This window comes from Psychrobacter immobilis, from assembly GCF_003148585.1.
GTDB classification, from domain to species: Bacteria; Pseudomonadota; Gammaproteobacteria; order Pseudomonadales; family Moraxellaceae; genus Psychrobacter; species Psychrobacter immobilis.
Genome location: NZ_QGGM01000001.1, coordinates 264,713 through 285,808, shown reverse-complemented (window position 1 = coordinate 285,808; position 21,096 = coordinate 264,713). Strand labels below are relative to the sequence as shown.

Here is a 21,096-nt window from a genome sequence, read left to right as displayed (position 1 = left end):
GATATATCGCTTAGCAAGCTTAGCTGGTTTTTTATTTTTATTATTGTCTCTATGTTGTTCGGCGTTATTATCTTATGAAATACTTTAGCCAATTTATGCTACTTGCTCTAGCCGTTGCCGTCCTTTTGGGATTGCAATATCAGTATTGGCTGGGCGAAAATGGTCGCTTTGAGCATAATAAATTGCTGACTCAAATCGAAGAACAACAACGCCTAAACGAAAACCAAGTGGCAGCAAATAACTTATTGCGTACTGATGTGCATGACTTAAAAACTGGTCTTGAGGCAGTGGAAGAGCACGCTCGTTTAGACTTGGGTTTGATTAAGCCGAACGAGACCTTTGTACAAGTATCTACGGCGCCCACGACGCATAGTCGTTATTAATTGCCCTTAACTGTCTAAAATTATGATCTTCTATTGTCTATAATAGAAATCTTATTCCTCGTCTATCCCTAGCAATACTGTCATGGGTTCTAACCATGAATACTACTTTATGAATATTGCCCTATGAATATCACACCTAATGTACATGCCATGATCGTTGCTGCGGGTCGCGGTAGTCGTTTTGGTGCGTCTATTGCCAAGCAATATACGATGTTGCAAGGGCAGACCTTGCTACAGCATAGTGTGGCACGGCTTGCTAGTAGTGCTTATATTGATACATGTTTATTAGTCGTCGCAGCAGACGACAGTACGGCACAGACATTGGATTTTGCTCTACCCATACATTATGCCATGGGCGGCGCTGAGCGCTGGCAGTCCGTACAGGCAGGGGTAAAGGCGATTATTGAGGCGGGAGCCGACGACTCAGATTTGGTTGTTATTCATGATGCTGCGCGTCCTGCAGTTCCCAGTCATGATATTGAACAAGTCATCGAAGCGGCGATGCTAGAGCCCTATGGTGCTATCTTAGCGACACCGGTGGCTGATACTTTAAAGGAATCCTATCCGCAGTCTACCGCTCAATCTGAGCTTGTAGGTGAGACGCCTGTAGTTAACCTGACAGTGAGTAGCAGCCCACATTCTTATGTTAAATGTACTATCGATCGCCGTCATATGTGGCAAGCACAAACGCCGCAAGTGTTTCGCTTAGGTCAGCTGCAAAAAGTATTAATTTATGTCGCTGAACACAAGCTCACCATTACTGATGAAGCCAGTGCATTTGAATGTTTAGACCTACCCATTCGCATCGTGACTGGCAGTCGCCAGAATATCAAGCTCACCTATCCTGATGATGCTATCTTACTCGCAGCGATTATTAACGCTCAGTTCTGTTCTGAGCAGACTAAAAATAATTGAACACTCGTAATAGACATCAGTCTGTATCAATCTCATTAATGAGCCAGTGGTCTTATCGCTCATTGGTGACGATTTTTATCATCACTTTCCTCTCCCATATTACCTATTTATCCTATCGCTGCCCATGAACCACAGTGCAAATTCTCGATATAAATAATTGCGAATTATTGTTTGGTTTTTTCAATTAATGATATAAGATAAACATATATTGCTTTGATGACTAAACTAGCCTATGATGTAACCAACTTAATACAATTAATATAAACATTTATAAAATCAATAATATACCAAGCCTATTTGATATTTTCAAAGATCTTGTTTCTATGTTTTTTCTAAATTTAGTATGGTTGTCTTAGCTACATTTACCTAAAAATAGGGAGAAGCTGATTGTCAACAATCAACGATTCGACAAATCCAGTGACGACAGATCTCTGCCAGCTTATATATATAAGCCAAATTACTTCGACTGGTCTTTCAAGCCCCAGCACGCTTAACGACATCTCAGAGGTCGCGATTGAGCGTAACCAAGCCGATAATGTTACGGGTATTCTTTGCTATGGCAATGGCTACTTTTTTCAATGTGCAGAAGGGTCAGAACAAGATTTAACTAATCTAAAGAATCGCTTATTATTAGATAATCGACATAAAGAATTAAAAATCTTAGACTTTTCAGAAATTACTGAACGCCGTTTTTCGAACTGGTCTCTACGCTCCATTACACTTGAACGTTGGATGACCAAAGAACCTGAGCTGAAAAAGCTCATGCCATTTAAACCCTATGATTGGGGCTCTAACGCATGGCGCGAATTTTTAGATATCTTACAAGGGTATTATGAGGAACAAGCAAGAACTGGCAATATTGACACGCCACCTATCAAATACAGCACGTTAGGGGTGACGTTAAGTAAGGTTGTTGGTCAGCATCAAGCATTCTTCTTGATTCAAACGGTACTCGGTATCATGATCGTGATGACATTGTTGTGGCTAATGCTATCAGATAAGATTTGGTAGTTTTTGTAAAAATAGACTGTTTGATTTAAAAGTCCAGTATTCAATGCTGGATTTTTTTTGCTTAAATTTATGATGAAGAGTTCAATAAATAAACAAAATATCAAGCTAAGTATAGAAACTATGGATAGCGACGCTTAGTAAATATACCTTAATATCTTGAGCGAACTTAATACCGAATCTTATCTATAAAATTAATTATGCTTCACTTATTAAGTAAATCGGCGATGACGAACTGAGTGCTAAGGTATCAAGAGCCTCATGATATAAAAAACAGGCATAAAAAAAGCCCAATTACAATAGTATGTGATTGAGCTTTTTGGTGGTACGCTTGTTAGTCTTATCAGATGCTTTGCAGCAAACTTGCTAATAAGTGACGCCAAATAGTGGCGTCCCCAGGGGGATTCGAACCCCCGTTACCGCCGTGAAAGGGCGGTGTCCTAGGCCTCTAGACGATGGGGACTAGTAACACAACACCTCAGCTGCTTTCACCTTTATGCTGAAGTGGTGCGTATTCTAATAGCGTCTGCGCTTGCTGTCAAGCCTTTTTCTTCTTCTTTTTAAAATTAAGTATCTTTTTTTGATCGCACGGCGAGGATGTAAGTCATTACGCTTTAAATGATAGCGAATCCATAGAGAAGTACAAGCACTAATAGTCAATGCGAGCAGCATATAACCGAGGATGGTTCCCCATAACTTAAGCTGTGGATCCATAATAGAGTCCCTCCTATTACGCCTCGATAGCATGAATCGTACGGGCTATCGAGACAATGTGGGCAACTTAAACCATCTATAGGATATAACGAGACGTTCTAATGTTAGTAATTACAACAACTTATCTGTTTTTTGAATTGTTTTACACAATATGATATTCAACGGTTAGACAAGAGGCTGATTTATTGTGATATCAATCATATCCCTATTGATTGTAAAACCAAGATGTTAAAGTCATCAAGTATTACAAATAGCACTATTAAGGGTAGTTGGCAATATAGGATATGTGATAAATGGATTATTTGTGACTACTCTCAGTCGAATCCTCTTTATTTTCTTCAGTATGCATCGCATTAGCTAGCATAGGATAATGGTTTAGAATATGGCAAAACAGCTCAGCGGTCTTTTGTGTATCGTATAGGGCAGAATGCGCATCATTGCCATCAAAATCAAGCCCTGCTGCCTTACAAGCCCGTGCTAGTACTGTCTGACCAAATGCCAGCGCAGATAAGGTCACTGTGTCAAAAACTGAAAAGTTATGAAATGGGTTGTGACTTTTATTATTGGTACGCAGCACTGCCGCATTCAAAAATGCTAAGTCAAAATGGGCGTTGTGCCCGATTAAGACGCACTGGCGGCAGTCTTCAGTACGGCGTACTTCTTTTAACCCCTTAAAGATACGGCGTAGTGCTGTTTTCTCATCTTCGGCGATGGCTTTACGCATTGGATTGTTGGGATCAATGCCAGTGAAGGCAAGGGCACTTGGCTCAAGATTCGCGCCTTCAAAGGGTTCGATATGAGCATTGAATGCTTCCCCAGGATAAAACACGCCTTGCTCATTCAGTAGTACAGGAATGCAGGCAATCTCTAGTAAAGCATCGGTTTGCGCATTAAAGCCGGCAGTTTCCACATCAACGACGACAGGCAGAAACTTACGAAATCGGTCTTTTAGACGCATGGGTGCTAGCTCGTCTGCTGCGGCATCTTCTGTGTGATTATTTGACGCGATCTTAATGCTATTATCTATAGGGTTTGATGGGTTTTCGTCAGGTAAGGCGGCATCGTTTGGAGTGGTCATATCTGGTTAAATCGCTTTTATCAGTCGTACTGTTATATTGAATTAAGACATTAGGGTCTGTTGAACATTCACAAATAGGCACTGCTGATTGATCAAATCGTTTCAGACAAGGCGCAAATTGAAGATAATGCCCGTGCCTTAGCTAGACTTGCAACACAGTATGAAGCGATTTTAACATCAGCTCAAAGAGACAGGACTCTTTGTTGCCGCTTCGTCATTAAAAACATCCGCTTAGAACGACTAAACTAGATATTTTTAATCTAAAATCGACTAAAAAATAGTCACTGTCAGTGCCGTGGTCGAATGTTCAACAGACCCTAAATGAAAAATAAATAACCTATGATACAAATCACACTGCTGGTTAGCAGATGTCATTCTTATCATAGGGTTAAACTTCTCAAGTTAAAATAGAATACAGATGGTTTTGCTTAGTGCGTTTTATGCTTTGATAGACCAAGGCAGTGTCTCGCCTGCCATAAGCGGAGTCAATGATGAGCCATCAAAGTAGGGATAGGCTGCTGGCACTTGCATAGGCGTATTGACAAGCGTAATCGTGTTTTCATTGACTGGCAGTCCATAGAACTGAGCCCCAAAACGACTGGCAAAGCCTTCTAACTTATCTATTTTTCCCACGCTATCGAAAGCGGTGGCATACAATGGCAAGGCAGTTGCGGCACTATAGCAGCCAGCACAGCCACAAGCGGCTTCTTTTTTATCCGTCGCATGCGGGGCTGAATCCGTGCCTAAGAAAAACTTGGGATTGCCACTGGTTGCCACATCTAGTAATACTCTTTGATGGCTTTCACGCTTCAAAATAGGCAAGCAATAAAAATGTGGCTTGATACCGCCAACCAACAGATGATTGCGGTTAAACATTAAATGCTGCGGAGTGATAGTGGCGGCAATGTGATTGCCTTGTGCTAAGACAAAATCAGCGGCATCACTGGTAGTAATATGCTCGACGACAATCTTTAATGTAGGGAATTTGACAATGATTTGTGCCAATACTTCGTCTAAAAAGCGCTTCTCACGGTCAAAGATATCTACATGATCTTGCGTCACTTCGCCATGTATCAACAGTGGTAGGTTGTACTTTTCTAATGCTTCAAAAACATCGACACAGGCGTTAATATTGGTGACGCCATCAGCCGAATTGGTAGTCGCGCCAGCAGGATAAAGCTTGACCGCTTGTACGATACCTGATTGTGCTGCCATCTCGATATCTTGGGCAGTGGTTTTGTCAGTGAGATATAAAGTCATACGTGGATCAAATGCAGTTTTGCGCTCAGCATTCAGCTCACTGGCTACTAAGTGCGCCATGATACGGTCGCGATAGGCACGCGCATCGTCAGTGTTCTTAACAGGAGGCACTAAGTTTGGCATACATATGACACGGTTAAAGCTGTTTGCTGCGTGCGATACAGTCGTGCTCAATGCTTTGCCATCACGCAAATGGATATGCCAATCGTCTGGCTGAAGGATGGTCAACTCTCTAATCGAATCAGTCATAATGTCGTCGCGCTCTATATCGTCATATACGGAAATAAAAGGAAGGGATACTGTACTGCTATCATAACAGATTTGCCTACTTGACTAAATATGCGGCTAAATATCTGTACATAATACATGGGTTGTTTTTTAATTTGCGGCAGTTAACTGTCACTTACATGTGAATAATTGAAATCTATCGACCCAAAATTTAAATCAAAAGCTTATGCCATGGGGCAGTTGCACTTTTGCCTATAGTAAATATGATGTACACTGAGCAAGTAATTTATCTTTTGATTGAATATTAGCGCTTTTCCTAACACTAAATGCTCACAATAGGAGTTCTTCATGGCTCAACTTGATCCAAAAAATATTAATAAAATCGTCTTGGCCTATTCAGGTGGTCTTGATACCTCCATCATCGCTAAATGGTTGCAAGAAACCTATGATGCAGAAGTGATTACCTTTACTGCTGATATCGGTCAAGGCGAAGAAGTTGAGCCAGCACGCGCTAAAGCTGAAGCTATGGGCATCAAACATATCCATATTGAAGACTTACGTGAAGAGTTCGCCCGTGATTATGTGTTCCCAATGTTCCGCGCCAATGCTATCTATGAAGGCGAGTATCTGCTAGGAACTTCTATCGCGCGTCCGTTAATCGCCAAGCGCTTGGTTGAAATTGCTAAAGAACACAATGCCGATGCGATCAGTCATGGCGCGACTGGTAAAGGGAATGACCAAGTCCGTTTTGAGCTTGGCGCGGTTGCTTTATCGCCTGACGTAGTCACCATTGCCCCTTGGCGTGAGTGGGACTTGTCTAGCCGTGAGAGCTTGATGGAATATGCTAAAGAGCATAACATTGCGATTGATTATGCGGGCAATAAGAAAAAATCTCCGTACTCAATGGACGCCAACTTACTACACATCTCTTATGAAGGCGGTATTTTAGAAGACCCTTACGCCGAAGCAGAAGATGATATGTGGCGCTGGTCAGTAAGCCCAGAAGAAGCACCTGATGAAGCACAATACTTAGAATTAGAGTACGAAAAAGGTGACATCGTTGCCATCGATGGTGAAGCACTTAAGCCGTACGAAGTCATGATTAAGCTAAATGAGATTGGCGGTCAGCATGGTATTGGACGTTTGGATATCGTTGAAAACCGTTATGTTGGCATGAAATCACGCGGTTGCTATGAGACGCCAGCGGGCACCATTATGCTAAAAGCGCATCGCGGTATTGAGTCATTGACGCTCGATCGTGAAGCCGCACATTTGAAAGATGAGTTGATGCCACGCTACGCTAAAACTATCTACAATGGTTATTGGTTCAGTCCTGAGCGTATGATGCTACAAGCATTGATTGACAAGTCACAAGAATATGTCAATGGCACTGTACGTGTGAAGTTATACAAAGGTGCTGTGAGCGTTGTTGGTCGTAAGTCAGATGATTCGTTGTTTGATGAAAAAATCGCCACTTTCGAAGATGATGCGGGTGCTTACGATCAAAAAGACGCAGAAGGTTTCATCCGTCTAAATGGTCTACGTCTGGCGATTGAAGCCAGCCGTGGTCGTGATTTATCGAAGTAAGCCTGTCTTAATAGACTGTGCTAGATAAAGCATGAATAAAAAATATGAATAGAAAAGGCGCTATATGAACAGCGCCTTTTTTTGTGGATTTTTTGAAGGTTTGTTCGATGATTTTTTGCTAGTCAAAAAGTTCTGTATTCAGAGCTTTTATTTATCATTGAGCCGCTTTTGTTTCTTTATCATCAGGCTCCTCATCGTCAACCATGACAATAGCCACATCCTGCTGTTGACGTTCTTCGATAATATCTTGTTCTATGACCTCTTCTGTCGCCAGTAACACACCGTCAGATTTTTGGCTTTGATACTTGAGCGCTGCAAGCCCGCCAAGCACTCCGATGACAGCAATAATAATCAGGATAACCGGATTTTTCCAGAGGGGTATGGATGCCTCGTATTCAATGGGCTTTTCGCTGGTGGTGGTCGGCGTATTGTCGTTATTACCACCAATTAAACCTAAGCTTACCAAAGGCGGTTTGGGTGCGCTGGCAGGTTCGGAGGTAATACGTAGGCGATTACGACTGAGATAGATATCTGAGATTTTGGCGAGCTGTAATAGCCAGCGTTGGTGTGGCAAGGCAATGGCTTGCATTTCTGTAAAGACTAGCATGTCGTTATGGCGACCTTGCTGCAAGTTATCAGGTGAGCGCCCAATGGCTTTTAAATAATTACCAGTTGCCAACTGCATATCTTGCACAGGCTGTTGATTTTCAGGCTTGAATGTCGTCAATTCATGCCAGTAAGGATTGAACGCTGGTGGGGTGTCAGCGAGCTGCTCTGTACTTAATAAGGCACGTTCTGTATTAGGATTGTTGTCGGATTCAGCTGCTGATTTTGTTTTTAATGTCGAGTCTAAATTGATCTCTGATGCTGCGACTAGACTGTTATCTTCATTTACCTCATTCAATTTAACAGAGACAGACGCTGGCTCATTGATGGCAAAGCGAGCAGCTGATAAAAACTGTGGCTGTAAAGCGAACCACTTATCCATCTCGTCGTTATCAAGTTGGCTATAGTCAGCTAAAATAGCCAGTTCACGTAAGACAATCACGCATAGAGATGTGAGGAGTATCTGTACTTGCTGCGTTGTTGCGTCAATCTGCTGAGCAATATAGTCACTCGCTTTAATCACGCGAGCATTATCATAAAATATCGCATCCGCCGCTTCATGGCGGTGATATAACGTCGCATTCATGGTCGAAAAATTCATCGAATTATATTGGCGTAGCTCTTTAACAGCGCCGCGACTAAATAGCTTTTTGCTCACAGCTTGTCCGTCATTGTGCTGCTGGTAAGCAAGCAAGGCACTGATAATGGCCTGCAAACTGGCATCCATTGCCAATCGAGCTTGTGGTAATGAAAGCTTGGCGGCATCTGCCAATAAAGATACCATTGGCTTGGTATCTTGATAGAGAAAATCATACATCGACACACGTGTCGGTGAAATAGTCGTCATAATCTGCTAGCATCAAAAAGTGTGCCCCTATATTACGGTGCCAAAAGCCTTGATACAATCCCTTAATAATAGAAAAAATCAATCAACTTACTTATCACGCGGTCAATAATGATATCTATTGGGTAAATGACCGTTGGAAACATTCTATGAAAAATAACGAAAGCTATAACGAACAATTTAACGAAAGTTCTGATGTGCAGTTGGTGGTCAATATTGCTAAGCAAACATTAACGCTCTACCAACACGATAAAGAAATTACTCAATATACGGTATCTACCGCCAAAAATGGCATTGGCAGTCAGCAAGATAGCGGCTGTACACCTCTTGGCAAACACTTTATCGCCAAAAAAATTGGCGCAAATGAACCCATAAATGCCGTGTTCATCGGACGCGTCCCTACAGGCGAGAGATATAGTGCTGAGCTTGGTGAACGACATCCTGAACGCGATTGGATATTAAGCCGTATTCTTTGGCTAAGTGGTGTGGAAGAGGGCTTTAATAAAGGCAGTAATAGTCAAGGTGGCTGCGATACTTATCAGCGTTATATCTACATTCATGGTACGCCAGACAGTGAACCGATGGGTGTGCCACTCTCGCATGGTTGTATACGTATGCGTAATGAGGATATTATTGAATTGTTCGACCAAATTGCAGAGGCCATATCGGTGACGATTGTTGCTCATTAACCATTTTTAGCCCATTTAGGTACTTTCGTTCAGGCTCAGGACATGCCCTAAGTAAAACAGAATAATGTTATAGAGTGATTGATAAAATAAACTTTATAAATTGTGGATATTATTTAGTATATTGATATAATAGCTTGCTTATGAATGATCGACTTGTCATGCTAAACATGGCTCGTTTGACCTATATTTTATGATAATTATAAGGATAATATCGATGTCTAAAGAAACCCTAGTCACTTTACAACAAGCCTTTGATGAACGCCGGTCAATATATGCTTTAGGCAATGAGCTGCCAGTAGAGCCACAAGCAATTGTGAATATGGCAGAGCGTGTTTTATTACATACGCCTTCTGCTTTTAATTCACAATCTTCGCGCTTGGTCGTACTGTTTGGTGCCGAGCACCAGAAATTATGGGACATCGCTGAAGAAAAACTGCGTGTAGCCGTCGGCGATGGCGACTTTTCTGGGACTAAGCAAAAACTAGATGGCTTCCGTGCGGCGGCGGGTACGGTGCTGTTTTATGAAGATAAAAACGTGACTCAGTCACTGCAAGAGCAGTTTGCGTTATATGCAGATAGATTTCCAGTTTGGGCTCAGCAAACCTCAGCCATGCATCAGTATGCGATGTGGACTGAGCTACGTACTTTAAATGTTGGTGCCAACCTACAGCACTACAATCCGCTTGTGGATGAAGACGCAGCTAAGGCTTTTGCCATCCCAGATAGTTGGGAATTGGTGGCACAAATGCCATTTGGCAACATTGTTGCGCCTGCTGGCGAGAAAACGTATCAGCCAGTTAGTGAGCGTATGAAAGTGCTAGGTTTATAAAATACTTAAGCTTATAAAATACTTAGGCTTATAAACGCGCTAGATGTAGAAAACGGATAGTGATTTTTGAAATATGCTTAACTCAGTTGAAGTATTACGTTTTTCAAATGGCTGAGTTTAAGCATTCAATTAAAAAAAGCACCTCAAAGCAAGCGCTTAAAAAAAGACAGCCCATATAAAGTGAGCTGTCTTTTTTATTCTAAGCTTGGCTTATTTTAAGCATGGTTCATGCTGCTACAGTCGATTCAATTTAAAAGTAGTACAAGGCAACCGAGTGTAGATGTATATGTGATACTTCAAGTGAGGTTAACGCTATAATACTTTTATAGTGGAATGACTATAAGAGCCTTTTTACCGAAATACTGAGCTGTCTGCCACTTTAGCCAAGCGTTTTTCTGTGCGCTTAAGGTCTCTCACTAGCATGGCTGCAAACCACCCAGCGCCATACAATGCACTGCTATCTGTCTTCGACTTTAATTGATAGCGCTGTTGGTACATTTTATGATGATGATATTTATTCAAAGTCTTTTGTGCTTTTGCTAAGTATTTTAGCCAGCGTTTGCTTTCCTTCTTGGCTTTTTTCTTTTTTGATTTTTTCTTATCTAATAATGGCGTGGCAAACTCACTGATATAAAGTAAGGTGGTTAACTGCTCATGCAGCTCATGCTCTGCATTATTATCGTCTAGATCAATATTTTCTATATCGTCACTTTTTGAATCTACGTTTTCTAAGTCACTATCGTCTAAGTCAACACTTTGTAAATCATCATCTTTTAAATCATTGCTTTCTATATTAATGTTATTTGAGCCAAGGTCTTTTTTACTCTGTAGCTCTTGTACTGCCTTGCCAAGCTTTGCCTGCTGTTTGGATAAGGTTTTTGCCAGTTTATCGATGGCGAGTTGATCAGCCTGTGGTTCAAGGCTTGGGTCGCTCATTGTAAAGGCGATCAGCTCAAGTAAAGTCAGCTGAAAATCGTTGGCACTGATGGCATCTTTCGGAGTAATCTTCAGCGCATCCATATCTGTTGCCCAATCGACAGTAGGTGCACCATGCTGCTGTAAGTCAGGCTCTATATGTGAGGCAAGATGGGCAAGCTCTCGATATTCATTCAATAACATGGCTGTTTGTTTCAGTATCGGCAGCCAGTCTGGATTGATTTCGTCAGAATAGCTGGCAAATGCTTGTAGGGCAGCTTGTAAGCGGGTAATACCAATGTATAGTTGTAATGCATGGTCATCGTCTTCGCTGCCAGCGACGATAGCGCTGCTATTGGGCAGTATTTGCAACAGACAGTTGTGTACCGCTGCTCGCACAAAGGCAGGCATACTGATTTTCTTATCGATATTTAGCTGATCAAGGTCAGCGTGGACAGCTGGACTATGCTGCTGTTCTGTGATGAGTAAACCACCGCGCTCAGCTTTTGTCACCGTAGACAAACAAAGCTTGTAGCGCTTACACCAAGTTTTGGCGGTTGCAAATAAAAAATCGATATCTCCTGATATCAGCTCAAACTCAATCTCTTGAATAGCATCACGCTGAGTATCATCATTACCGTGAATAATTTCTCCATAATCGTACGCCATCTCGACATGGTTATTTGCATCACCATCACTACCACTATCATCCACTAGCAATCGTGTGGTGCGCTCTACATCGGTCACATATAACCGTGTGAGATTTTTAGCCAGTTTTTTTAGCTTAAATTCAGCTAGGGCAGGGGCGACAGAGGTGTTTTTATAAATGGTTAAATCAGGCATGAGCGTATTATTATCGAGCATCGCTTGTACTTGTTCATTATCCAGTACCGCATTATGCTCTAGGCGTGCTGCAATGCCATCGCCGCCCGCTTTGATGGTCTGTACCCAAGCATCGCCTTCTTTACGAATACGCAAGCCAATGCCTGCCTCTGCAAGCTGTTGGTCTGGGGTATCATAATAATGGGCAGCCAGTTGTGTCACCTCAGAAGACTTGACTCGTGCTTGGCGCATCAAACCTTTCAGTCGCGACTCTGGTACCAAAAACTTTAGCTCTATCTCTTGCATGATGGCTCCCGATTATTTTAATAAATTTGAATGACTACCATCGTATGAAAGCTATCAGCGAATAACAAGCAAAATTTTTTCTATAAATAATCTGAGCCAATATTAGAGATATACTTTTAGTAAGTAATCATTATAATTAACGTTAATTATTAAACAAAAGTAGGATAAAGGTGGTTGGCTTTATAATAGAAGCTAAAATATTTTTATCCAATATATTTATCATATCTCATAAAATGCCGGATTATAAAATAATGACGCGATGCAATCAAAAGAAGTATGACACGCAGCAGTCTCATGCAATATTACTGTCTAAAGCCTTGTTTCCATCAGTTTTATGTCTACCAATAATGCTTGGGTCTGTTTTATTGATAGGCGGCTGCGATAGCTCTTCTGAATATGCAGAAAGCAGCGCAGATCTGACAGAGGTGGCAACCGAAGAAGTTGCAGACGCTACAGAAGGGGAGATGGTTGGCATCATGTCCGATGTGGCAGCTGATAATGCCTCTAACGCTGATGATTTAGAGGTTGCAAACCTATCGAGCACTAGTGAACAGACCCTTGGTAGTCAGGCAGCAGACATTAAAATTGCGGGCAAAGCGCTATTGATAACTGCTAGTGCTGATTTTAAAGTTGAAGATGTTGTCAAAACTAGTGATGCTATTGAGAGTTTGACACGGCAACAGGCTGGTTATGTGGCACTTAGCAATATTAGCAATCATCCTCGTGATAGCCGAACCTTTGTACAAGGCAATAAAAATATCACAATTACAACCTACACTCGTCAAGCTGACATGACGGTTCGTATTCCTCGCGCCAATGTCAGTAAGTTCCTAGCGCAATTACAACAGCAAGTCGCATTTTTAAATGGGCAGCAGTTTAGTGCTCAAGATGTGACATTAGATATTTATCGTGAACAGCTAGCGAGCCAGTTAAATAGTGATATGGCAAGCGAGCTTAGCCAAGAACGCCTCAATAGTAAAAATGATAAAGACCAAAGTAGCAATGTTGATGCTATTACCGCGACTTATGCGGCACGTCGTCAGCAAGAGCTTGCCAAGCTTGAGCAACTGGCTATTGCTGATAAAGTTCAATATAGCACCATTAACCTGACCTTTATGCAGCCAGATATCAGTTATAAAGAAACCACACAAAATCTGGATGTGCTATTAGATGCTGAGCAGCCAAGTTTTAGTAGTCAAGTGGGTCAAGCATTTAAAGATGGCTGGGAGATACTTAGATCAGTAGCGCTTGGATTGATACAACTGTGGTGGCTGCTTGTACTTGGCGGTATTTTTTATCTAATTTACAGAATGATAAAGTCAATCTATCGTAAATTTTTTAAACATGATCCCCGTATAAAAAATATGAAGCGTGAGCTGATGGGTGAAAATCCAAAAAGTCACGATTCAGTCGGTATACAGAGTAGTCAGGAAGAGGATAATAGCAATAATATGAAAGAGGCTGATAGTAAGGATAATAACCACACAAATTAAGAATTAACAAGCTCACAATGCTCAAAATCTTACAATAATAGAGTGCAAATAAGCAGACATAAAAAAGCCGCCCTACAAGATAGGACGGCTTTCTCTATAACTGGTACTTACGAGATGTACTTATAAGTGGTCGGTGATTAGAACTGGTTCATCGTGTTCTTGCCGCCGCCAGCTTTAAGGGCGTTTTCACCTGAGAAGATCTCTTTGTGATCATCGCCAAGGTCAGAGCCAGCCATTGCTTGGTGCTTCACACAAGCGATGCCTTCACGGATTTCTTTACGTTGTACGCCAGCAGCATAAGCAAGCATACCATCTTCACCGAAGTAGCCTTTAGCAAGCTCATGCACGCTAAGCGCAGTGGTGTGATAAGTAGGTAGCGTGATTAAGTGATGGAATACACCTGCTTCACGTGATGCATCACGTTGGAAGTTTCTAGCCGCTTCGTCAGCTGCTGTATCAAGTTCAGTACCATCGTAATCAGCACTCATCAAGTCATCTTTATTGTAGGCAGATAGGTCTTTGCCTTCTTCTTCCCACTGAGCGATGATTTGCTTACGGAAGTTCAGTGTCCAGTTGAATGATGGGCTGTTATTGTATACAAGCTTGGCTTTTGGCTGTTGCTCTTTAATACGATCAACCATCATTTTGATGTGTGCGACGTCTGGAGTCGGTGTTTCGATCCATAGTAGATCTGCGCCATTTTCTAGAGCCGTTACACAGTCAAGTACGACACGGTCGATGTTCGTTTCTTCACGGAATTGATATAGACCATTTTGAAGACGAACTGGACGTACTAGTTTGCCGTTATGCTTAAGCAAGCTGTCGTTCTCTTTGGCGTTTTCTAGCGTGACTTCTTCCATCTCGATAAAATCGATGTACTGAGAAGCAAGGTCGCCTGGCTCATTTGATACTGGGATTTTTTGCGTTAGTGACGCGCCTTCAGAGTCAGTACGAGCAACGATAACGCCGTCTTCAACACCAAGCTCTAAGAATGCATAACGAATAGCGTTGATTTTTGCGATATAGTCTTCATGCGGTACAGTGACTTTACCCGCTTGGTGACCACATTGCTTCGCGTCAGATACTTGGTTTTCAACCTGAATAGCACAAGCACCAGCTTCGATCATTTGCTTAGTTAGCAAGTAAGTGGCTTCTTCGTTACCGAAACCTGCATCGATGTCAGCAATGATTGGCACAACATGTGAATCAAAGTTTTCGATTTTTTCTAGGATGGCTGAGGTATCTTGACCCGCTTCTTCTGCAGCGTTTAGCTCACGGAAGTAGTCGTTCAATACTTTAGCATCAGCTTGACGTAAGAAGGTGTAGATTTCTTCGATTAGCTTAGGTACAGAGGTTTTTTCATGCATAGATTGGTCAGGAAGAGGACCAAACTCAGAGCGAAGGGCTGCAACCATCCAACCTGATAGGTAGATGTAAGTTTTTGCTGTAGTACCGAAATATTTTTTCTTAGCGTACATAGTTTGTTGAGCCACAAAACCATGCCATGCACCTAAAGACTGCGTGTACTGAGACGTATCATTGTCATAGTCTTCCATGTCTTGACGCATGATTTTTGCAGTATATTTGGCGATATCTAAGCCCGTTTTAAAACGGTTTTGTGACATCATACGTGCCGCATCGGTTTCGCTGATATTCTGCCAGTTACCGTGCTTTTGCTTTAATTCACGTACTAAGTCGATCGCTGATTTATATGCAGTTGACATCTATGTCTCCTTGGGGTGGTGAAAATTAGTAACTTAGAAAATTACAAGTATTGAGGTAATTTTGATATATGTAGAAAGATGCTGGCAGAAGTAAAAATCTAAAATATAAACCTTGTGCGTTAGCAATCTCTACTAAACTATAAGAAAATTATGATAAAAGCAAATGAAACCTGTCGAATTGGTCAGCTTTTATTATTGGGTCTTTCGTTTTAGGTTGAATGCGCTTTTTTATAAGTCTTTTTTGACTGTTAAAGTGCTTATTGCCCTAAAAAGTGCCAACTACTCATTCAAGCTTAAAAACAAATGAGAGCAAAAAATTAAGTTTGCGTAATAAAGGTTATGTCCGTATTTCTGCATGAAAATGCGATAAAATACCTGTGGTAGTCAATCCATCAAAACGCACGGCGACTGCCTAACATTAGACAAGGACTGATTAAGCGCTTGCTAGCCACTATAGCTAGGTTGCCTTGATTTATCTAGTTTATGATTATTATCTTGGGTATTTAATTTTATGATAGTATATATAAAACAATGACTTATGATGAATGATTTCAGTTATAATAAGCGTATATCAAAATAATTAATATAAAATTGTCCTTATTTCATGCTGTCATAGATGATTTATACTAAATAACAGGGCAAAAAACGCCGCGTTTGTAGTGGTATTTATTTTAAGGTAAAGAGACATATATGAATTTGCAGCGGGTAGATTTAAATTTATTGGTACATCTAGATGTGTTGCTACGAGAAAAAAACGTCACTCGTGCAGCTGAGCAGCTTGGCATTACCCAACCTGCTATGAGTAATATTTTGCGCCGGCTGCGTAAGCTATTTAATGATCCGTTGCTGGTACGCTCATCCGAAGGCATGACGCCGACTGAACGCGCTTTGGAGTTACAGCCTCGTATCCGTGAAATACTGGCAGATTTGACACAAGTATTAGAGCCACGCACAGAGTTTCGTCCTTATAGTACCTCGCGCGTTTTTCGTATCATGACCTCAGACTATGCTGAAGCGACATTGGTACCAAAATTGGTCAAAGCATTGCGCTCAGAGGCACCAAATGTCATCTTAGATTTCTTAACGCCATCGGACGTCTCATATCGTGATATGGAGCAGGGGCGAGTGGACTTGGCGATCAACCGCTTTAATGAAATTCCGCAAAGTTTCCACCAAGTTTTGGTCTGGCGTGATACCTTTAGCTGCCTATTGTCCTCTGACAGTCCCTATGCTCATCGCTTTAATCTCAAAAATTATCTTAAGGCGCAGCACGTTTGGGTCTCTAAAACTGGTATGGGTGTGGGATTTGGTGTCAATCCAGAAAAATCTGGTGGCCTAGGTTCAATTGATCAAGCACTGCAACGTTTAGGTCAAAAACGTCAAATCAGTGTTTTTACCCGCCACTATCAAATGCCAGCCATGCTTGCAGCCAATAAAGATTTGGTTGCAACTTTGCCTACGCGTGTAGCAAAAATGCAGGCTAATAACGATAGTATCATGATGGTCGAGCCACCATTTTTTATCCCTGAATTTGAGCTAACGATGGCGTGGTCGCCTTTGTTGCAGCATCATCCCGCCCATCGTTGGTTGCGTCAGCTTATCATGCATGTGGCTCGTCAAATTGTTGACGAAGAAGAGAATCCACCCCAAGAAATTCCTGTGATGAATCATTTGTTTTAAGCCATTTGTTTTTGGTTATCGATTGCTTATTTATTAAACCAGCCCAAGCGCTGGTTTTTTATTGGCGTAATTTTACTGAAAAATCTCGTCCAATATTTCGACCCAATAAATCAGTCAGTCACATTCTTAACATCTTACGAACACTTCTTTATAACTTGTAAAACTACTCGTTGTACATTTTGCTATGATAAATCCCACTTAAGAAAAAAGACAAATACATAGCCTATTGTTAAGTTATACGACAGTATCGGATTTCATAAAATCGTTGATGAGGTTGTCCAATTTAATCATATGCGTTCATAAAAATGACCATTCTTGGTTTATGTGTTTCTAAGGTTTATGCGTTTCTAAGATTTCAGATATTGAAGCGATCAATTTTAAACCAATAAAATAGTTGAATAAATAAGGATAATAATCATGGCAGATATTACTACTATAAACCCAGCAACGGGTGAAGCGATCAAAGAATACGATTACATGAGTAATGACGAGGTGAACAAGATTGTTGAATCCTCGCACCAAGCATTTACTGAGTGGCGTAAAACCAGCCACGAAGCGCGTGCAAAAGTCATCAATTCTATCGGTGAGACATTGCTCAAGTACAAAGAAGAGTTGTCTAAACTCATGACTGAGGAGCGTGGTAAGCTCTATAGTCAGAGTTTGCAAGAAATAGATTTGTGTAAAGCAATTTGCGACTATACCGCAGAAAAAGGGGTGGCTGCACTTGCTGATGATGAACGTGATATTGAAGGCTTGAAGAAAGGTATTGTGACTTATCAGCCTATCGGTGTCATTTATGGCATGCAGCCATGGAACTTTCCTGCTTACCAAGTATTCCGTTATACCATTGCAAATTTGATGGCAGGTAATAGTATTTTACTCAAGCACGCGTCAAACGTGACTGGTTCAGGCTTGTTAATCGAAAATATCTTCCATGAGTCAGAGTTACCAAACGATTTATTCCGTACGATTTTAATCGATCACGACCAATCAGAAGCATTAATCGGTCATGACAAAGTGCGCGGTGTCACACTGACAGGTAGCGACGGCGCTGGTAGCATTGTGGGTCAGCAAGCAGCAAAAGCCATTAAAAAGGTGGTGCTAGAATTAGGCTCAAACGATGCTTTTATTGTCTTAGAAGATGCTGATGTAGAGTTAGCGGTAGAAACTTGTACCCAAGCGCGTCTCATTAATAATGGTGAAACTTGTGTCGCCGCTAAGCGCTTTATCATCGTTGATAGCTTATACAATGATTTCCGTGAACGCATTGTCAAAAAGTTTGCAGACGCTAAATCTGGCGATCCGATGGATGATGCCTCTGATCTTGGTCCATTAGCTCGTAAAGATTTACAAGAAAAATTGCATGAGCAAGTAGAAGATAGTGTGGCAAAAGGCGCAACGATTGCTGTTGGTGGTCAATTGCCAGAAGGCAAAGGCAGTTTTTATCCAGCAACTATCTTGGAGAATGTCGAAAAAGGTCAACCTGCCTATGATGACGAATTATTTGGTCCTGTCGCCTCATTAATACGAGCCAAAGACCAAGATGATGCATTACGCATTGCCAATGACAGTCGCTACGGTTTGGGCGGTGCTATCTTCTCTAAAGACGAAGACAAAGCCATTCGCCTAGCGCGTGAAGAGTTTGATACGGGCATGGTCTACATCAATGGTTACGGTCTTGCAAATCCAGCGTTGCCATTTGGTGGAGTGAAAAACTCAGGTCATGGTCGCGAGCATGGCGGTTTTGGTATCAAAGAATTTGTAAATATTAAAGGGCTACATGTTCATAAAAGTCAATAATAGCTGACGTCTTCGGGATTAATATGCTTTAGAAGATTTTAAAGGTAGCTATTAGAAAGCCCAGTCATTCATTGAGTGACTGGGCTTTTTTATGCAAAGAGTTTAAGCTTGATAGTTGGTGCCTGATAATTTGTGACTGTCGCTACTTACTCAGTCGTTCAAATATAGTTTTAATGGTAGCGTTGGTAAAGACATACTTTGTTGATTGGCTGCTTGAGCATGGTCTAGCGAGAGTGCGCCTTTGGCCAATAATAAAATCGTCCAAGGGAGCAATTGATGCTCAAGCTTTTGCACGCGTGCTTGCAAGCTATCGGCAGTGTCTCTTTGATGTATCTCTAACAGCGCTTGGGTCAAAACAGTACCCGCGTCAAGCTCAGCGGTGACGACATGAATACTACAGCCATGATGTCGCTCACCTGCTTGTATCGCACGCTGATGGGTATCAAGGCCTTTATAGATAGGTAGTAAAGAGGGGTGCAGATTAATCATCGGCGCTGGTGCATTATCGATAAAATCTGCACTCAAGACACGCATAAAACCAGCTAACACAATGAGATCTGGTTGCCATAAGGCTAGTTGGCTGCTGGCATGATTCTCAAAGGTCTTGATTCCCATGCGTTTGCCGCTAGCAACATGTGACAATACTGCCACAGGAATGTCAGCGTCTTTTGCACGGGTGATGGCATAAGCATCCTCACGGTTACTAATGACGCCAACAATCTCAATCGGCAGTGCGCCAGCTTGCATGGCATCTATCAGTACTTGCAAGTTGCTACCACTACCAGATACCAAGACAGCAATGCGCAAAGGCTTACTGTCTTGGCGTATATTGGTTGATATTAGCGATATTTCTGACATTAACGGTACACCACAGCATCCGCTTCGCGCTTCACCATTTCGCCTAATTGCCAAGCTTTTTCGCCAGCATCATTCAATGTATTGATAGCCGCTTCAGCTTTATCTTTAGGCACGACAATGACAAAACCAACGCCGCAGTTAAAGGTGCGGTACATCTCGCTTTGTTCAATATTTCCTTGGGTTTGTAGCCAAGTGAATAGCTCTGAGAACTGCCAGCTAGCCGTATCAATACTAGCAGCTAAATTCTCTGGTAATACACGTGGTAAATTATCGGTCAAGCCGCCACCAGTGATGTGTGACATTGCATGCAGCGCTGAGCTACCAAGAGTATCTTGTAGCGCTTTAATCGCTTTAACATAGATGCGAGTAGGGGCCATTAACGCGTCTTGTATAGGCTGACCATCTAGTTGCTCATCGCTAGTAGTCACATCAATGCCGCTAACTTCGATGACTTTACGCACCAATGAATAACCGTTTGAGTGTGCACCACTTGAGGCAAGAGCGATCAATACATCGCCTTCCGCGACATTTTCGCCAGTGATGACTTCCGCTTCTTCAACCACACCGACACAAAAGCCTGCCAAGTCATAATCGTCGTCTTGATACATACCTGGCATCTCAGCCGTTTCGCCGCCGATCAGAGCACAGTTTGATAGCTTACAGCCTTCACCAATACCAGTGACCACAGTCGCTGCTACATCAATATCAAGCTTGCCAGTTGCATAATAGTCTAAGAAAAATAATGGCTCTGCACCGCAAACCAATAAATCGTTGACGCACATGGCGACCAAGTCGATACCGATCGTGTCGTGACGGTTTAGCTGTAACGCCAGCTTGAGCTTAGTACCGACGCCGTCAGTGCCCGACACGAGTAGAGGAGAGGTGTAACCAGTTGGTATACGACAAAGCGCTCCAAAGCCGCCAAGTCCGCCCACAACCTCAGGACGAGAGGTGGCTTTTGCCACTGATTTAATACGTTGTACCAACGCATCGCCAGCATCAATATCAACACCAGCATCTTTGTAGCTTAAAGAAGGCTTGTTACTCATGGTCATCTCACAAATTTTATAGGGAATGAAGGTCTGTCAGTAGAAAATCGAGTTGGTCGTGTTAATTCTGAATATAGTGCGCGCATTATACCCAAAAATGACCCTTACTCGCAAAGCAACTTGCGGATATTTGGCGGATATTTCACGAAGACTGACTTTAAGTGGGAAATAAAAAGTTAAGAAACAAAAAATGACGGATTTTTTGCTGTACTCTGCGATAATAGAACGCTAAATTTATTGTCGATAACAGTTCGCTATTACACCGTTGTTGTACGATAAGACGTATCATTTCTTTCAATTATGCTCCC

Annotated in this window: 17 protein-coding genes and 1 tRNA gene; 9 read left to right on the top strand and 9 right to left on the bottom strand. The window is 41.9% G+C overall.

Going from position 1 to position 21,096, the window contains the following annotated elements; translation table 11 throughout:
- Positions 1–74: 74 nt before the first annotated feature.
- The 3 genes from C8D84_RS01250 (at position 75) to C8D84_RS01240 (ending at position 2,309) form a co-directional block, all read left to right on the top strand.
- Positions 75–383: an FtsB family cell division protein gene (locus tag C8D84_RS01250; protein WP_055125147.1), complete on the top strand. Its 309-nt coding sequence runs from the start codon at positions 75–77 to the stop codon at positions 381–383.
- 123 nt (positions 384–506) lie between these two features.
- Complete coding sequence (locus C8D84_RS01245; RefSeq protein ID WP_109589406.1) at positions 507–1,298, top strand: IspD/TarI family cytidylyltransferase; 792 nt, start codon at positions 507–509, stop codon at positions 1,296–1,298.
- A gap of 387 nt (positions 1,299–1,685) precedes the next feature.
- A complete protein-coding gene (locus tag C8D84_RS01240) occupies positions 1,686–2,309 on the top strand; it encodes a BLUF domain-containing protein (protein ID WP_109589405.1) in 624 nt (207 codons plus the stop codon).
- Positions 2,310–2,693: 384 nt separating this feature from the next.
- On the opposite strand, the gene C8D84_RS01235 is transcribed toward C8D84_RS01240, so the two are convergent.
- From C8D84_RS01235 to pyrC, 4 genes are all read right to left on the bottom strand, one after another.
- Positions 2,694–2,769 (bottom strand) — tRNA-Glu (locus tag C8D84_RS01235).
- A gap of 53 nt (positions 2,770–2,822) precedes the next feature.
- Complete coding sequence (locus tag C8D84_RS13705) at positions 2,823–3,020, bottom strand: hypothetical protein (protein WP_140412980.1); 198 nt, start codon at positions 3,018–3,020, stop codon at positions 2,823–2,825.
- 298 nt (positions 3,021–3,318) lie between these two features.
- Positions 3,319–3,978 carry a ribonuclease T gene (gene rnt, locus C8D84_RS01230; RefSeq protein ID WP_201600334.1) on the bottom strand — a complete coding sequence of 220 codons (660 nt, stop codon included), beginning with the start codon at positions 3,976–3,978 and terminating at the stop codon, positions 3,319–3,321.
- Positions 3,979–4,536: 558 nt separating this feature from the next.
- On the bottom strand, positions 4,537–5,607 hold the full coding sequence (gene pyrC / locus C8D84_RS01225) for a dihydroorotase (RefSeq protein ID WP_109589401.1): 1,071 nt from the start codon (positions 5,605–5,607) through the stop codon (positions 4,537–4,539).
- Positions 5,608–5,934: 327 nt separating this feature from the next.
- Between pyrC and C8D84_RS01220 the strand changes: the two genes are divergently transcribed.
- Complete coding sequence (locus C8D84_RS01220) at positions 5,935–7,173, top strand: argininosuccinate synthase (protein ID WP_060491644.1); 1,239 nt, start codon at positions 5,935–5,937, stop codon at positions 7,171–7,173.
- Between the two features lie 154 nt (positions 7,174–7,327).
- Here C8D84_RS01220 and C8D84_RS01215 read toward each other — a convergent pair whose 3' ends face one another.
- Positions 7,328–8,626, bottom strand: coding sequence for a hypothetical protein (locus tag C8D84_RS01215; protein WP_109589399.1), 1,299 nt, complete (start codon positions 8,624–8,626; stop codon positions 7,328–7,330).
- A 146-nt stretch (positions 8,627–8,772) separates the two neighbouring features.
- Between C8D84_RS01215 and C8D84_RS01210 the strand changes: the two genes are divergently transcribed.
- A complete protein-coding gene (locus tag C8D84_RS01210; protein ID WP_109589397.1) occupies positions 8,773–9,312 on the top strand; it encodes a L,D-transpeptidase in 540 nt (179 codons plus the stop codon).
- Positions 9,313–9,526: 214 nt separating this feature from the next.
- On the top strand, positions 9,527–10,141 hold the full coding sequence (locus C8D84_RS01205) for a nitroreductase family protein (protein WP_109589395.1): 615 nt from the start codon (positions 9,527–9,529) through the stop codon (positions 10,139–10,141).
- A 351-nt stretch (positions 10,142–10,492) separates the two neighbouring features.
- Here the strand turns inward: C8D84_RS01205 and C8D84_RS01200 are convergent, their stop codons facing one another.
- Entirely contained in the window at positions 10,493–12,184 is a 1,692-nt protein-coding gene (locus C8D84_RS01200; protein ID WP_109589393.1) for a CYTH and CHAD domain-containing protein, read from the bottom strand.
- Positions 12,185–12,531: 347 nt separating this feature from the next.
- Between C8D84_RS01200 and C8D84_RS01195 the strand changes: the two genes are divergently transcribed.
- Positions 12,532–13,677 (top strand): DUF4349 domain-containing protein, encoded by a 1,146-nt coding sequence (locus C8D84_RS01195; protein ID WP_170108248.1) that lies wholly within the window; start codon positions 12,532–12,534, stop codon positions 13,675–13,677.
- A gap of 137 nt (positions 13,678–13,814) precedes the next feature.
- Here the strand turns inward: C8D84_RS01195 and C8D84_RS01190 are convergent, their stop codons facing one another.
- Positions 13,815–15,401 carry an isocitrate lyase gene (locus tag C8D84_RS01190; RefSeq protein WP_087814449.1) on the bottom strand — a complete coding sequence of 529 codons (1,587 nt, stop codon included), beginning with the start codon at positions 15,399–15,401 and terminating at the stop codon, positions 13,815–13,817.
- Positions 15,402–16,091: 690 nt separating this feature from the next.
- On the opposite strand from C8D84_RS01190, the gene C8D84_RS01185 reads away from it, so the two are divergent.
- Entirely contained in the window at positions 16,092–17,081 is a 990-nt protein-coding gene (locus tag C8D84_RS01185; protein ID WP_045444529.1) for a LysR family transcriptional regulator, read from the top strand.
- A gap of 417 nt (positions 17,082–17,498) precedes the next feature.
- Positions 17,499–18,881 (top strand): NAD-dependent succinate-semialdehyde dehydrogenase, encoded by a 1,383-nt coding sequence (locus C8D84_RS01180; RefSeq protein WP_087814450.1) that lies wholly within the window; start codon positions 17,499–17,501, stop codon positions 18,879–18,881.
- Positions 18,882–19,031: 150 nt separating this feature from the next.
- Here the strand turns inward: C8D84_RS01180 and purN are convergent, their stop codons facing one another.
- Both purN and purM read right to left on the bottom strand, forming a co-directional pair.
- Positions 19,032–19,739 (bottom strand): phosphoribosylglycinamide formyltransferase, encoded by a 708-nt coding sequence (gene purN, locus C8D84_RS01175; protein ID WP_087814451.1) that lies wholly within the window; start codon positions 19,737–19,739, stop codon positions 19,032–19,034.
- A complete protein-coding gene (gene purM / locus C8D84_RS01170) occupies positions 19,739–20,788 on the bottom strand; it encodes a phosphoribosylformylglycinamidine cyclo-ligase (protein WP_087814452.1) in 1,050 nt (349 codons plus the stop codon). Before purM ends, purN begins: the two co-directional genes overlap by 1 nt.
- Positions 20,789–21,096: the final 308 nt, after the last annotated feature.

Coding starts and splice junctions, on each gene's coding strand:
- C8D84_RS01250 (WP_055125147.1), top strand. CDS start 75: ATGAAATACTTTAGCCAATTTATGCTACTTGCTCTAGCCGTTGCCGTC.
- C8D84_RS01245 (WP_109589406.1), top strand. CDS start 507: ATGAATATCACACCTAATGTACATGCCATGATCGTTGCTGCGGGTCGC.
- C8D84_RS13705 (WP_140412980.1), bottom strand. CDS start 3,020: ATGGATCCACAGCTTAAGTTATGGGGAACCATCCTCGGTTATATGCTG.
- rnt (WP_201600334.1), bottom strand. CDS start 3,978: ATGCGTCTAAAAGACCGATTTCGTAAGTTTCTGCCTGTCGTCGTTGAT.
- pyrC (WP_109589401.1), bottom strand. CDS start 5,607: ATGACTGATTCGATTAGAGAGTTGACCATCCTTCAGCCAGACGATTGG.
- C8D84_RS01220 (WP_060491644.1), top strand. CDS start 5,935: ATGGCTCAACTTGATCCAAAAAATATTAATAAAATCGTCTTGGCCTAT.
- C8D84_RS01215 (WP_109589399.1), bottom strand. CDS start 8,626: ATGACGACTATTTCACCGACACGTGTGTCGATGTATGATTTTCTCTAT.
- C8D84_RS01210 (WP_109589397.1), top strand. CDS start 8,773: ATGAAAAATAACGAAAGCTATAACGAACAATTTAACGAAAGTTCTGAT.
- C8D84_RS01205 (WP_109589395.1), top strand. CDS start 9,527: ATGTCTAAAGAAACCCTAGTCACTTTACAACAAGCCTTTGATGAACGC.
- C8D84_RS01200 (WP_109589393.1), bottom strand. CDS start 12,184: ATGCAAGAGATAGAGCTAAAGTTTTTGGTACCAGAGTCGCGACTGAAA.
- C8D84_RS01195 (WP_170108248.1), top strand. CDS start 12,532: ATGCTTGGGTCTGTTTTATTGATAGGCGGCTGCGATAGCTCTTCTGAA.
- C8D84_RS01190 (WP_087814449.1), bottom strand. CDS start 15,401: ATGTCAACTGCATATAAATCAGCGATCGACTTAGTACGTGAATTAAAG.
- C8D84_RS01185 (WP_045444529.1), top strand. CDS start 16,092: ATGAATTTGCAGCGGGTAGATTTAAATTTATTGGTACATCTAGATGTG.
- C8D84_RS01180 (WP_087814450.1), top strand. CDS start 17,499: ATGGCAGATATTACTACTATAAACCCAGCAACGGGTGAAGCGATCAAA.
- purN (WP_087814451.1), bottom strand. CDS start 19,739: ATGTCAGAAATATCGCTAATATCAACCAATATACGCCAAGACAGTAAG.
- purM (WP_087814452.1), bottom strand. CDS start 20,788: ATGAGTAACAAGCCTTCTTTAAGCTACAAAGATGCTGGTGTTGATATT.